The sequence below is a fragment of the Pseudomonas mendocina genome, from assembly GCF_900636545.1.
GTDB lineage: Bacteria > Pseudomonadota > Gammaproteobacteria > Pseudomonadales > Pseudomonadaceae > Aquipseudomonas > Aquipseudomonas mendocina.
Genome location: NZ_LR134290.1, coordinates 1,559,354 through 1,574,148 on the forward strand (window position 1 = coordinate 1,559,354; position 14,795 = coordinate 1,574,148).

Genomic DNA, 14,795 nt, shown 5'->3' on the forward strand with positions numbered 1-14,795 from the left:
CACCGGACATACACCTATACGCGCCGGACGACGCATAGACAAGATCGGTTGGATGGGCACGCCCTCCCACCGCGCGTGACGCGCGGTGGCAGGGTCGGGAACCTCAGTGGTGTTCGGTCTTCACCAGCGGGTCGGCACCGGCCACCAGCGAGTTGACGATCTGCGAGGAGGTGGCACCGTACTGACTCAGGTTCACACCTTCCAGCTTGATGGTCACATCGACGTTGTTGGCCAGATCGCCGGTGGTGCTGACCTGCAGCGTGTTGGTCACGGTATCGACCTTGAGGTAATCGAGGAGGTTGTTGGCGTTGGCAGTATCGGGCAGCAGGTCGCTGATATCGATACGGTCGCCTTCTGCCGCGTTGAAGTCCTTGATCACATCATTGCCGAAGTCACCAGACTTCCACATGAAGGTATCGGCGCCTGCACCGCCGATCAGCGTGTCGTTGCCGACCCCGCCGATCAGCAGGTCGTTGCCGTCACCGCCATTGAGCAGGTCGTGACCGCCGTTGCCGTAGAGCACATCGTGGCCGTTGCCGCCATTGAGAATGTCGGAGTACTTGCTGCCGTTGATCAGGTCACTGGCGTCGCCACCGTTGGTGGTGCCGATGGTGTGTATCGCCCAACCGGTATTGGTCTGTACCAGCTCCTGACCCTCGCCGGGTGCCTGATAGAGGTTGAGGCCGTTGCTGCCTAGCACCTTGTAGGTGTTGTCAGCGCTGCCGCTGAGCTTGAATTCCACCTTCAGGCTGGCTGCGCCGCCTTGATCCCAGTAAAGCAACTCAAGCGCCTGCAGACCACCCGCGATGCTGACGCCTTTATAGGTGTCCGTGGTCGTGGACTGGATCTTGTCGACGTTGGCGATATCCTGGCCACCGATCATCAGGCGGTAGCCGTCATCCGCTGTGATGCGGATGTCATAGGTACCGGCATTGACCGAGAGGAAACCGTGAGCGCGGATGATCGCATCCGAGGTATCACCGAGGTTCGCGCCACCGGCCTTGAGGCTGGAGACGTTGCCAGTACCGGCTGCCGTCAGGAAGTCGTACAGGTTGTTTTGAGAGTCGCCGGAACTGCCAATGGTGTTGCCATTGGTGACGGTGCGGTTGTCACCCAGATCATCACTGAACACCGTATTGCCATTGTTGCGCAGACCGTAGTTGATCTGATTGGCGATGAACGTTGCGTTGACCGAGGAGGCCGCCGCGTTGTCATTGGAACCGACCAGGCTGCTTGTGTTACCCGTGCGGCTTTCTATGAAGGCCTCTACCTGGGACAGGCTGGTAAGGTTAGGACCATTTGTGCCTTCCTGGTAGCCCCAGTATTCGCCTGTCAGCCCAGAAGACAGCGCACTGCTGGTATCGGCCACTGTGATGGTGTTGGTGGTCAGGCTGTCATGGCTGATACCTCCCTCGACGATCTTCAGCGTCAGGTGCTGGCTGCTGGTGCTCTCAGTACTGCCGTTGGGCTCGACCGATACAGCCTTGACGTCCAGGCCGATCTCGCCGCGCACCGCGCCGCTGACCTGCAGCTTGGCGGTGGCCAACTGCGCCGCGCTTAGGGAGACTACGCCGTTGACTGCCGCCAGGGTGCTGTTGCCGACCACGATGCTGGCGCCGGCAGGCAGGTTGGAGAGATCGTAGCGCAGGCTTTCGGAGCCGTCGGTGTCGGTCAGTGCGCCGCTGATGTAGTTGGCCAGGGCGATGCTGGTCTTGCCGTTGACGCCGCCATCACCAGCCACCACGCCCTGAGACGAGGAGAGGGTGATGTTGTCGATCAGTGCACCACGGCCGGACTCATGGGTTGAAGTACCTGCCAGCTTGATGGTCAGCGCCTCGGTGCTGCCGGTGCCGACGAAGCTGAAGTGGATATTCTCCCAGTTCAGGCTGGTCTGACTGCTGCTGGAACCGTATTCACCCACCAGGGTACTGCCCAGGTAGACCGCGATCTTGGTGTAGGTGGTATCGAAGCCCAGGCGGCCGGCGTAGTCCATGGACAGGTCGTAGACCTTGCCAACCTCGGTCGCGACGTTGCGGGTGATGCCCAGCGTCTGAGCCATGGTGCCACCAGCGTCGTTCAGTTCCAGTGCGTCGTTGTTGCCAGTGCCCGGCATCTTGATGGTGACCAGGTTGCCGGCCTGATTCTCCATATTGTCGTTGTGACCCCAGACCTCGAAGACATTGGTGCCGCCAGTGCGCTTGTCACCGGTGGTGACCAGCGTCCAGTTTTCGAAGGTCGAGCCTTTGATCGACTCGGAGGTGTAGTCGCTGTCCGGCGCGCTTTCCCACGTGGTGGTGAAAAGCGTGCTCTTTGCAGCCGACTTGACGCTGAGCGTCGGCACGTCGGCGACCGGCGTGATATCGATGCCCATGGTGCTGCTGGCAGTGCTGAGGGAACCGTCGCTACCGCTGTAGTTGAAGGTGGCATAGGTGGCCTGGTTGAGACCGATGCCGTTGCCGCCGAAGCTGTCGTGGCCGGACTCGTTGCTATCTGGCACGAAGCGCAGGCCGCCGCCGTCGATCACTGACTTGGTCACGGTAGCGTTGGTGTTGACATCGACCCAGTTGTTGCCTGACTTGACCTGCAGCTTGCCTTCGCCAGGCAGGCTCTCGATCTTGATCGACAGACTGCTGTTGGCGTCCACATCGCTGACCTTGAAGTCACTCCATTTGAAAATGTAGTTGCTGTCTTCATTACCGGTGACCGCAGCGCCAGCGACCACCACGGGGGCTTCGTTGACGTTGGTCACGGCGATGGAGTAGTTCGCTGACTGGGTGCTGCCGTCGGAACTGGTGGCGAGCACAGTGATGCTGTGGCTGGTGGCGTTCTCGTAGTCGAGCTTGCTGCCGTCGGCTACGGTCACTACACCCGTGGTGGCGTCGATGGCGAAGCGACCACCCGCATTGTTGGTCAGCGAGTAGGTCACGGTAGTGCCAGCATCGCCGTCCACGCCGAGAGCAGTGATGCCGACAAGGGTACCGTTGGTGGCATTTTCGGCGACGCTGTTGATGGCTGTATTGGCGTCGGTGAGGGTGATGCCATTGTCATTGACGTTGCTCAGGTTGATGGTGAACACCTGGGTATTGGTGCTGCCATCGGAGCTGGTCACCTTGACGGTGATGTTGTGGCTGGTGGCGCTCTCGTAGTCGAGCTTGCTGCCGTCAGCCACAGTAACCACGCCAGTGCTGGCGTTGATGGCGAAACGGCCGCCCGCGTTATCGGTTAGCTCGTACTTGGTGATGGTTGCGCCTACGTCGCCATCTCGGCCCAGCACGGTCAGGCCGACGGTGGCACCGTTGGCGGCGTTCTCGACCACGGTGTTGGCGGCCGGGTTGGCGTCGCTGATTACCACGCCGTTGTCGTTGACGTTGGTAACGTTGACGGTGACCGTCGCGTTGACCGGAGTCTTGCCGTCGGTGGCCGTTACCTGCAACTGGTGCTGGGTAGCGGTCTCGTAGTCCAGCGACTTGCCGCTGGCCAGGGTAATGACGCCGGTGCTCGAGTTGATCGCGAACAGGCCGGCGTCGTTACCGCCGGTGATGCTGTAGAACAGCGGTTCGCCGTCACGGTCCTGGTCGGTGCCGGTAAAGCGGTCATTGAGGTCGGCGATGGTGCTGCCGGAGGCAATGTTCTCGGCGAAGCTGACGGTGCTGTTGGACAGCCCCGGTGCGTCGTCCACGGCCGCGACCTGGATGGTCATGGTGTTCGGCGTGGTGGAGAAGGCGCCGCTCTGATCCTGCACCGAGAAGCTGAAGCTGCTGTTGCCGCTGGCGTTGGCCGCCGGGGTGTAGACCAGGGAGGCGATCTGCGCCGCGGTAATGATCATGCCGATGGTCACGGCTTCGTTGCCCAGGCTCAGGTTACCGCTGGCCGGCAGGCTGTTGATGCGGATGGCCTTGAGACTGTCGCCTGCATCGACATCGTTGAAGACGAAGTCGGCACTGCTGAAGCTATGCGGCGTGTCTTCGTTGGTGTTGACGGTGTTGTCGGCGCTGGTGGGGGCATCGTTCACGCCATGCACGACGACCGGCAGGGTCAGGCTGGTGCTGGCCTTGTCGCCATTCGCGCCTTCAGTGGCAGTCGCGGTGACCTTCAGGTCGAAGCTGCCAGCGTTGGGCGAGGTGAGGCTCAGGTTGCTCAGGTTCCAGCCACTGATGTCCACTTCCGAGTGGGTGCCATCGGCGGTGAAGCTGTGGCCCGGGGTCCCGTCGCTGATGGTGACGCCGCTCGGGATTTGCGAGATCGAGATGCTGAGACTTTCCGACAGATCGGTGTCCACCAGGCTGGCGCTGAGGTGCGACAGCGGAATGCTGCTGTTCTCGTCGCCTTCGTTGTAGCCATAGACCTGGTAGTAGCCCTTGCCATCGCTACCGTGCAGTTCCGAGACGCGCACGCCGTCGCCGGTCAGGTCGGTGGTGTCGCGGTAGAGCAGTACGTTGGCGGTGGACAGATCCTGCACCGGACCGTTGCCGACCTTGACATTGACATCCAGGTTACCCGGGCCGCTCTGGTTGTGCTGGTAGATATCCAGGGTGTAGTAGCCGCTCTGTTGGGCGGTGAAGCTGCCGCTGAACTGTCCGGTGTTGCCGCTCCAGGTGGCACTGGCCACGGTGGTGCCGCCCACGGATACCAGCACGCTGTCGTCGCCCACGCCGCTGAAGGTGTAGGTCTCGCCGGCTTGCAGGTAGATCAGCCCGGAGAACTTGTTGGCCACGCCGGCATTGACGTTATCCAGATGGGCGTCATTGGCACTGGTGCTGCTGGCAGGTGTGCCCGCGGCATCGATGGTGGCTTTCAGGGTGGCCGGCGTGGCACCGTTGCCGCTGCTGCCCAGGGCCAGGCCGTTCCAGCTCTGCAGTGTCAGGCCAGTTGCGTGTGGTGTGCCTGCCGGAGTCTGGATGCTGAGGTTCGGTGCGTCTGCCACCGGGGTGACAGTGACCTGCACACTCGCGGTGCTGGTGCCGCCTTTGCCGTCGCTGATGCTGTAGCTGATGGTGTCGCTTCCGCTGTAGTTGGCGGTTGGGGTATAGACGAGCTTGCCGTCGACGACGGACACGCTGCCGTGACCGGCGCTGGCACCGCTGATGAGCAGGCTGTCGCCGTCAACGTCGGTGTCGTTGGCCAGCACGTCGATGGTGACTGCTGTGTCTTCAAGGGTGGTGACGCTGTCGTCGTTGGCGACCGGAGCATCGTTGACCGGGTTGACGGTGACGGTCACTACGCTGGTAGTGGTGCCGCCGTTGCCATCATCGATGGTCACTGTGAAGGAGTCGCTGCCGTGGAAGTCCTTGGCTGGCTGGTAGGTGTAGGTGCCGTTGGCATTGAGCACCAGGCTGCCATGCTGCGGGCCGTTGGCGAGGCTGTAAGTGAGGGTATCGCCGTCGACATCGTTGCCGACCACGCTGCCGTTGACTGGGGTGTCCTCGTCGGTACTGATGCTCGATGGAGCGGCAGTCGGCGCGTCATTGACCGGCTTGACGGTAACGCTTACCACGCTGGTAGTGGTGCCGCCGTTGCCATCATCAATGGTGACGGTGAAGGAGTCGCTGCCGTTGAAGTCCTTGGCTGGCTGGTAGGTATAGCTGCCGTCGGCGTTCATCACCACGGTGCCATGCTGCGGGCCGTTGCCGTTGGCGATGCTGTAGGTGAGGGTGTCGCCGTCGACGTCACGAGCAGTGATCTTGCCGTCGACCGGGGTGTCCTCGTCGGTGCTGATGCTGGACGGGCTTGCGACCGGAGCATCGTTGACCGGGTTGACGGTGACCGTCACCACGGAGTCGGCATAGCCGCCCTTCGGATCATAGACCCGGATGGTGAAACTGTCCGTCCCGTTGAAGTCCTTGTTCGGCGTGTAGGTATAGGCGCCGGTTACGGTGTTGAGCAGGATCGAACCGTGGGCGACGCCCGACTGGATGGTGTAGGTCAGCTTGTCGCCGTCGACGTCGCTGGCGGCGATCTGGCCGCTGACACTCTGATCCTCGTCGGTCACCTTGGTTTGGTCGGCGGTGACCGGCAGGTCGTTGACCGGGGTGATGTCGAGGCTGATCACGCTGGTGGTGGTGCCGCCTTTACCATCACTGATGGTGACGGTGAAACGGTCCTGACCGTTGTAGTCCTTATTCGGTACGTAGTTGAAAGTGCCGTCGGCATTTAGCGTGACGGTGCCATGCTGCGGGCCGTTGCCGTTGGCGATGCTGTAGGTGAGGGCATCACCGTCCACGTCAATGGCGTTGACCTTGCCGCTAACTGCGACATCTTCATCGGTGGTCAGGCTCTGTGGTCCTGAAACCGGTGCGTCGTTCACCGGGTTGATTGTGATGTTCACCACGGAGTCGGCGTAGCCGCCCTTCGGATCGTAGACCCGGATGGTGAAGCTGTCTGTCCCGTTGTAATCCTTGTTCGGCGTGTAGGTATAGGCGCCGGTGACGGTGTTGAGCAGGATCGAACCGTGGGCGACGCCGGACTGGATCACATAGCTCAGCTTGTCGCCGTCCGCGTCACTGGCGACGATCTGGCCGCTGACACTCTGATCCTCGTCGGTCACCTTGGTCTGGTCGGCGGTGACCGGCAGGTCGTTGACCGGGGTTATGTCGAGGCTGATCACGCTGGTGGTGGTGCCACCTTTACCATCACTGATGGTGACGGTGAAGCTGTCCTGACCGTTGTAGTCCTTGCCCGGTACGTAGGTGAAGGTGCCGTCGGCGCGCAGAGTCACGGTGCCGTGCTGCGGAGCGTTGCCGCTGGCGATGCTGTAGGTGAGGGTGTCGCCGTCCACGTCAGTGGCGGTGATCTTGCCATCGACCGCAGTATCTTCGGCGGTGGTCAGGCTTTGCGGAGCGGAAACCGGTGCATCATTGACCGGCTTGACGCCTACGGTGACGGTGGCTGTATCGAACTTGCCGTTACCATCGCTGATCGTGTAGGTGAACGTGGCTTTGCCGTTGAAGTTCGCGTCGGGAGTGAACACTACCTTGCCATTGACCAGGGCCACGCTGCCGTTGACGGCATCCTGGACACTGACGATGCTGAGGGTGTCTCCGTCGACATCGCTATCGTTGCCCAGCAGGGTAGAGGGCTCGATGGTCAGCGGCTGGTCTTCATTGGTGATCAGCAGGTCGTTGCCGGCCTGGCTCAGCTGAGCACCGCCGACGACTGTGTAGCTGCCACCTTCAGGACGAAGTTCGACCTTCAGTTGGGCCTGACCGCCTTGGTCCCAGTAAATGATCTGGATGTCGTGAGGACCACTTTCGGTGATGGTGAAGGTAGCCGATTCGCGTGCAGTAGGACTCTGGTTGCCGTTGAACTCGGCTACCACCTTGCCGTCGACGAGAATGCTGTAGCCATCGTCCGCGGTGACACGGAACTGGTAAGTGCCGGCATTCAGGTTGATCTGACCGTTCATCTCGATGATGGCATCAGAGGTGTTGGCCGGGTCAGTGTTCAGCGAAGCAGCATCGGCGCCCAGGAACTTCTGCAGTTGCTGGTCGTTGCCCAGGTTATTGCTCACGCCGTTGCCGTAGTTCAGCTCGGTGGCGGTGAAGGTGGCGCTGGGCGTGCGGCTAGCGATGAAGGCCGCTACGCCGGCGAGGTTCTGCAGGTTGCCGCCGTCTACACCTTCACGGTAACCGTAGTAGTTGCCCTTGAGCCCGGCGATGACGCCGAAGTCGTCGTTGGCATCCGGCGCGTCGTTGACCGGAGTCACGCCCAGGGTGACCTTGCCCTCGACGCTGGTGGTGCCGTCGTTGACGCTGTAGGTGAAGTTACCCACGGGATCGCCGGCCTTGTAGTCATCCGGGCCGTTGTATTTCAACCCTTGCAGTTCGGCGCTGGTCAGGGTCTGACCGTTGCTCACCGGGGTACCGTTGGCCAGTGTCACGGTGCCTACGGTGGGCAGACCGGTGACGGTGATGGTCAGCACGTCGCTGCTGTCGACGTCGGTCGGTGCGGCGATGTTCAGCGGAGTGCCGACACTTTCCTCGGCGACGGTAACGCTGGTGTCGGTGACCACCGGTGCATCGTTGCGGCCTTCGATGGTGACAGATGCATTGGCACTGACAACGCCGCCCTTGCCGTCGCTGACCTCATAGCTGTAGTTGAGGACGACCTTCTCGCCAGCGGCCAGGTAGTTGTACTGAGACGGGTCGATCTGCAGGCTGTTGCTGGCAGCGTCGAAGGTGACGCCCGCGTCGTTGCCACCGCCTACCAGCTGCAGGTTATCGACGCTGAGAATGTCGTTGGCATCCTCGTCGGAAGCGTGTTGCAGCAGGTCGAGGCTGTAGGCCGCTTCGTCTTCGTTGGTCAGGGTGGTGGCAACGCCGCTCACGATCGGCGCATCGTTGCTGCCGGTGAGGGTGATGGTGACATCACGGGAAGCCGAGGCGCCGCTGCTGTCGGTAACGGTGACGCGGTACACCAGGGTCACGGTCTCGCCGGCGCCCAGGTAGTCCAGCGCACCGGCGGCGACGCTGTAGTTCCAGTGCACGGAGCCCTGGCCGTCGCCCTGGGCGGCATCACTGATGGCTGCGCTGAGGTTGCCCAGCACGTCGACATCCAGGCCTTTGCCGTCCTTCGCACTGATCAGTTGGCTGCCCACGGTGTGGGTGTTGCTCAGGTCGGCATCGCTGAAACCGATATCGCCGCTCGCGGTCAGGCTGCCGGCGTTCTCGCCCGGCACGCCGTCGGCGCGTTCGGTGATGCTGCCGCTCTGTACCGTGCTTTCCAGAACGGGCGCATCGTTACGCCCTTCGATGGTAATGGTTGCTGTGGTCGGGGTTACGCCGCCGTTGTTGTCGACGACGTCATAGCTGTAGGTGAGCACCAGCTTCTCGCCAGCAGCGAGGTAGTTGTAGGCGTTCGGGTTCACCTGCAGGCCATTACCGCTGAGGGTCACGCCCGAGGCGTCCTGAGTGCCGACCTGTTTGAGGTTGCTGATACCCAACACGTCGCTGAGGTCGACGTCCGTGGCATTGGCCAGCAGGTCGACGTTGAACGCTGCGGCGTCTTCGTTGCTATCCACGACGATGGCGCTGCTGACCACCGGTGCGTCGTTGACACCGTCGATGGTGACGGTGGCGCTGGTGGTGACCAGGCCGCCCTTGCCATCGCTGACCTGGTATTCGTAGGTCAGGACGACGCTTTCACCCTTGGCCAGGTAGTTGTACTTGGATGGGTCGACCACCAGGGTGTTGCCCTGGATGGTCACGCCGCTGGCGTCTTTGCCGCTGGTTTCGGTGATGTTGACGGCGTTGAGCACGTCCATGGCGTCGGCATCGCTGGCGTTGGCCAGCAGGTCGATCACATGGCCGGCCGCGTCTTCGTTGGTGCCATAGGTGATGGCGCCCGTGACGGTCGGAACATCGTTCACGCCGGTGACGGTGATGGTCAGGGTGCTGCTGCTGGAGAGCGAGCCGTCGGTGGCGGTGAAGGGGATCTGGATGACCAGCTTCTCGCCTTCGCCCAGGGCCTGGTACGCGGCGTTGCTCGGGTCGAAGGTCCAGCTGCCGTCGGCATTGAGGCTGAAGCCGGCCGGGGCGGCGTTCTTCAGGGTGAAGGTCAGCACGTCGCCGTCGACGTCGGTGGCGGCGAGCTTGCCACCGATGGCCGGGGCATCCTCGACGGTGCTGTCGCTGGTGGGGGTAGCCACCGGGGCGTCGTTCACCGGGGTGATGTTCAGGGTGATGCTGTCGATGTCGCTCAGCTTGCCGTCGCTGGTGCTGATGGTCAGGGTGTCCTGGCCGTTGTAGTTGGCGGCGGGGACGTACTTCAGGCCCTGCAGCGCAGCGTTGATGGCGGCCTGAGTGCCTGACAGGGTGATGCTGCCGGTGCCATTGCCGCTGAAGGTCACGCCGCCCAGCAGCGGGCCGAGGGTCAGCACGCCGTGCTCGACAGTCAGGGTGGTGGTCAGGCGATCGCCGTCCACGTCGCTTACGCTGACGCTGTTGCTGCCGAAGATGCTGAAGACCTTGCTGCCGTCCTCATTCAGTGTCTGAGCGCCCGGAGTGGTGTTGACCGGGGCATCGTTCACTGGGGTTATATCGAAACGCAGCGTGGCGGTACTGGTGAGACTGCCATCGCTCAGGGTGTAGGTGACGCTTGGGACCGGGCCGTTGTAGTCCTTGGCCGGAACGAAGGTGAAGTCGCCATTGGCCTTGATGGTCAGCTTACCCACGCCCAAATCGAGGGTTTCGCCGGCCTTGGCGCTGACGAAGGGCAGGCCGGTGATACTGAACTTGGTTACCGTCAGGGTATCGCCATCCACGTCCTTGTCGTTGCTCAGGACGTTGCCGGTCGCAGTGGTGTCCTCGTCGAGGGTGACCGAGTCATTGACTCCAACAGGGCGATCATTGACTGGCGCGATGGTAATGGTCGCGGTGGCCTTGTCTACGGAGGTAGCACCGTCGTTGTCGACGGCGCTGTATTCGAAGGTGGTGGTGCCGTTCCAGTCCTTGTTCGGGACGAAGTACACCGGACCGGTGACGCTGTCGCCGGCCTTCAGGGCGGTGCCGCCGTTGGCGCCGGCGTAAAGGGTGCCGTTGGCCGGCACGGAGCCGATGGTGAAGCCGGTGATGGTGCCGTCGACATCGCTGCCGGACAGGTTGACCTGGATGCGCGCGGCCTGGTCCTCGTTGCCCGAGGCGCTGACGGCGTTGGCCACCGGTGCGTCGTTGGTGCCGGTGAGGGTGATGGTCAGCGTGCTGTCGGCGCTGGCGCCGTGCTCGTCGGTGACGGTGACCGGTACCGTGATGACCAGCTCCTCGCCACCTTTCAGGTAGTCGTAGGCGCTATTGTTGGCGTCGAAGGTCCATTTGCCGTCGGTGCCCAGGGTCAGGCCGGCGACGTTGGCGGTGGTGCTGAAGCTGAGGACGGCGCCGTCGTCGACGTCATTGGCGGCGATCTGGCCGTTGATCTCGCCGTTGCCTTCGGTGGCCGCGGCGGTGGCGGCGGTGATGGTCGGCTTGTCGTTCACGCCGGTGACGGTGATGGTCAGCGTGCTGTTGCCGGAGAGCTTGCCGTCGGTGGCGGTGAAGTTGATGGTCAGGGTGGTGGACTTGCCTTCGGCCAGGTGCTGGTAGTCGGCGTGGCTCGGGTCCAGGGTCCAGGTGCCATCGGAATTCAGGGTGAAGCCGCCGGGGAGGGTGCCCTTGGCGCTGTAGGTCAGGGTGTCGCCGTCGACGTCGGTGGCGGCGAGCTTGCCGCCGATGACCGGGGCATCCTCAAGGGTAGAGGCGGTGGTGGGCGTGGCGACCGGGGCATCGTTCACTGGGGTGATGTTGAGGATGACGCTGTCGCTGTCGCTCAACTTGCCGTCGGTGGTGTTGATGGTCAGGGTGTCCTGGCCGTTATAGTCCTTGCCCGGAACGTACTTCAGGCCTTGCAGGGCCAGATTGATGGCAGCCTGCGAACCCACCAGGGTAATGCTGCCGGTCCCGTTGCCGCTGAAGCTCACGCCGCCTTTCAGCGGGCCGAGGGTCAGCACGCCGTGCTCGACGCTCAGGGTGGTGGTCAGGCGATCGCCATCGACATCGCTGACGGCGATGCTGTTGCCATTGAGCAGGCTGAAGGTCTTGCTGCTGTCTTCGGCCAGGGTCTGGGCGCCCGGAGTGGTGTTGACCGGGGCGTCGTTGACCGGCTTGATGTCGAAGGTGAGGGTGGCGGTGCTGGTGGCGCTGCCATCGCTCAGGGTGTAGGTGATGGACGGCACCGGGCCGTTGTAGTCCTTGGCCGGGACGAAGGTGAAATCACCGTTGGCCTGGATGGTCAGCTTGCCGATGACCAGGTCGGCGGTTGCGCCGGCATTGAAGCTGACGAAGGGCAGGTTGGTCAGGCTGAATTTGGTGACCGTCAGGCTGGTGTTGTCTACATCGGTGTCATTGCTCAGGACATTTCCGGTGGCAGTGGTGTCTTCGTCCAGTGTTACGTGGTCGGCCACGCCTACAGGACGGTCGTTGCTTCCGTTGATGGTGACGGTGACGCTGGTCTTGGTGCCATCCGCCGATTCGACTTCGAAGGACTCGCTGTAGGCCTGGCCGACGTTCAGCTCGTTGTAGGCGGAGTGAGCGACGAAGCTCCAGTTGCCGGCCGCATCGATGCTGAAGGTGCCATACTGACCGGCGACACCGGACTGGGTAACGAAGGTTGCCGGGCTGTCGACATCGCTGATGGTTAAGGTGCCGTTGGCGGTAAGCGGGGCATCGGTTTCGGTCAACTGAACATTGGCGCTGCTCAGTACAGCGGCGTCGTTGGTGCCGTTGATGGTGACGGTGACGCTGGTTTCGGTACCGTCCGCGCTGGTGACCTTGAAGGACTCACTGTAGGACTGGCCGACGTTCAGCTCGTTGAAGGCCGAGTTGGCGAGGTAGGTCCAGTTGCCGGCAGCGTCGATGTTGAATGTGCCGTAGGTGCCGGCAACGTTGTTCTGGGCAACGAAGGTGGCGGGGCTGTCGACATCACTGATGGTCAGGGTGCCGCCAGTGCTCAGCGGTGCGTCGGTCTCGGTCAGTTGTACGTTGGCGCTGCTGAGAATAGCGGCGTCGTTACTGCCGTTGATCGTGACGGTGACGCTGGTCTTGGTGCCGTCGGCGGAGGAAACTTCGAAAGTCTCGGTCAGCTTGTCGCCGACGTTCAGCTCGTTGAAGGCTGAGTTGGCGACGTAGGTCCAGTTACCGGCAGCGTCGATGTTGAATGTGCCGTAGGTGCCCGCGACATTGCTCTGGGCAACGAAGGTGTTGGGGCTGTCGACATCACTGATGGCCAGCGTGCCGCCAGTGCTCAGCGGTGCGTCGGTCTCGGTCAGTTGTACGTTGGCGCTGCTGAGAATAGCGGCGTCGTTACTGCCGTTGATCGTGACGGTGACGCTGGTCTTGGTGCCGTCGGCAGAGGAAACTTCGAAAGTTTCGGTCAGCTTGTCGCCGACGTTCAGCTCGTTGAAGGCTGAGTTGGCGACGTAGGTCCAGTTACCGGCAGCGTCGATGTTGAATGTGCCGTAGGTGCCCGCGACATTGCTCTGGGCAACGAAGGTGTTGGGGCTGTCGACATCACTGATGGCCAGCGTGCCGCCAGTGCTCAGCGGTGCGTCGGTCTCGGTCAGTTGCACGTTGGCGCTGCCGAGAACGGCTGCATCGTTCACCCCTGTAACCGTGATGGTCAGGGTGCTGCTGGTTTTCGCACCAAGCTGGTCGCTGACTTCGAAAGGCACGGTCAGGGTCAGTTTCTGACCTTCGGCCAGGTACTGGTAAGCGGCGTTGCCGGCATCCAGCGACCACTCGCCGGTTTGCGCATTCAGAACGAAGCCCGCCGGGGCGTTGCCGGTCAGGCTGTAGCTGAGTACTGCACCTTTATCGGCATCACTGGCCTGTAGCGTGCCGTTGACGCTTTGGTCTTCGGTGACTGCGGCGCTGCTGGCAGTGGCGATGGGGGTGTCATTGGCACCATTGAAATTGATGGTGATGACGCGGGTATCGCTGGCACCGGAGGGGTCCCGCACGGTGACCACGAAGCTGTCACTGGCCTGCTCACCTTCCTGCAGGCCGTTCACCGCCTTGGCGTCCACCACGTAGGTGTAGCTACCGTCGGGGTTTACCGTCAGTTCACCATATGCGCCCGTGGCGCTGCCGCTCCAGGTCAGTACGGTATCGTCGACGTCGGTGGCGGTCAGTTGGCCCTTGATGTCGGCGAAAGTGTCGGCTGCGGCGCTGTCATCGATGGTGGCATCGTAGGTGCCTGTGGCGACCGGTGCGTCGTTGACCGGGGTGATGGTGAGGTTGACCGTCAGCGGCGTGGAAGCGCCGCGGCCATCGGAGGCAGTCACTTCGAAGCTGTCGGTGCCGTTGTAATCCTGAGACGGGGTATAGGTCCAGGTCCCGTTGGCGTTGAGTACCAGAGTGCCGTTGGTTGGTGCGCGGGTGACGGTCAGTGTAACCAGATCGCCATTCACATCACGGGTGTTGAAGGCGCCGCTGATGGGGGTGTCTTCGGCGGTCTGAAGGCTGAGCGGGCCTTGGGGCGCGCCGTTGCCGTCGAGAAATTCGGGGGCCTGATTCGGCAGTGCTTCCTGAATCTGTTCGTCTGCGCCAGCAAAATCACCCAGGCCGCTGGTTTCGAAGCCGACTGTGGCTTCAAGCACTTCGCCCGTGGCATCGAGCATCACGAAGCTGTGACCGCCGCCGGCACCACCGCTGCCGCCGCCAGCGGCGCTTGGGCCCGCTGCGGTGGCTTCGAGGGTCTGCGTCGGGTCCATCCCCGCCTCGATCGCCTGTTGCAGCTGAGCTACTTCGTCGCCAGGGCTGACGACCTGTTGAGCAGCCTGAGCGTCTTGCGCCGCGAGGCGGGCGTCCGACTCACTCCATTGGCTGTCGCGACCCAGGTCCAGGGTGCGGCCGTCAGCCAATTTCAGTGTGACCATGCCACTGTCGCCGGTGAGAACCTCCTCGCCCTTGAAGAGTCGGTCGCCTTCCACCAGCAGGCGTCGAGCACCATCGGCAGAAACGGCGAAGACCTGGCCAACAATGCTTTGGACGGTCGCAATGACACTGCTCATCGTATGACTCTCCTTGAGATGGTTCTCAACGTGCCTTTCGTCGTTCCGGCCTTCTTATGGTCCGGCGCTAGGTTGGCAAGGTGTGTAGTGGATGTGTAAAAGGTCTGAAACTATTTCGCCAATTTTTTGGCTGTAAATTTTTTGACTCGGTGTTTTGCGTCAGAGTATTGACCTATTGGCTCGCATCCTAAACAATCGCCTCGCTGATGTCACTTTGATATTTGCTTTTAGTCTGGTGTTTTTCAATGTGATCTGCTTC

At 62.2% G+C, this 14,795-nt stretch carries 1 protein-coding gene; it reads right to left on the reverse strand.

Annotation, left to right across the window (positions count from 1 at the left end; translation table 11 throughout):
- Window positions 1-103: 103 nt before the first annotated feature.
- On the reverse strand, window positions 104-14,536 hold the full coding sequence (locus tag EL191_RS07205; protein WP_126403469.1) for a retention module-containing protein: 14,433 nt from the start codon (window positions 14,534-14,536) through the stop codon (window positions 104-106).
- Window positions 14,537-14,795 lie beyond the last annotated feature (259 nt).

What these genes read in the sequence shown, in the direction of transcription:
- EL191_RS07205 (WP_126403469.1), bottom strand. Translation starts at nt 14,536, where the DNA reads ATGAGCAGTGTCATTGCGACCGTCCAAAGCATTGTTGGCCAGGTCTTC.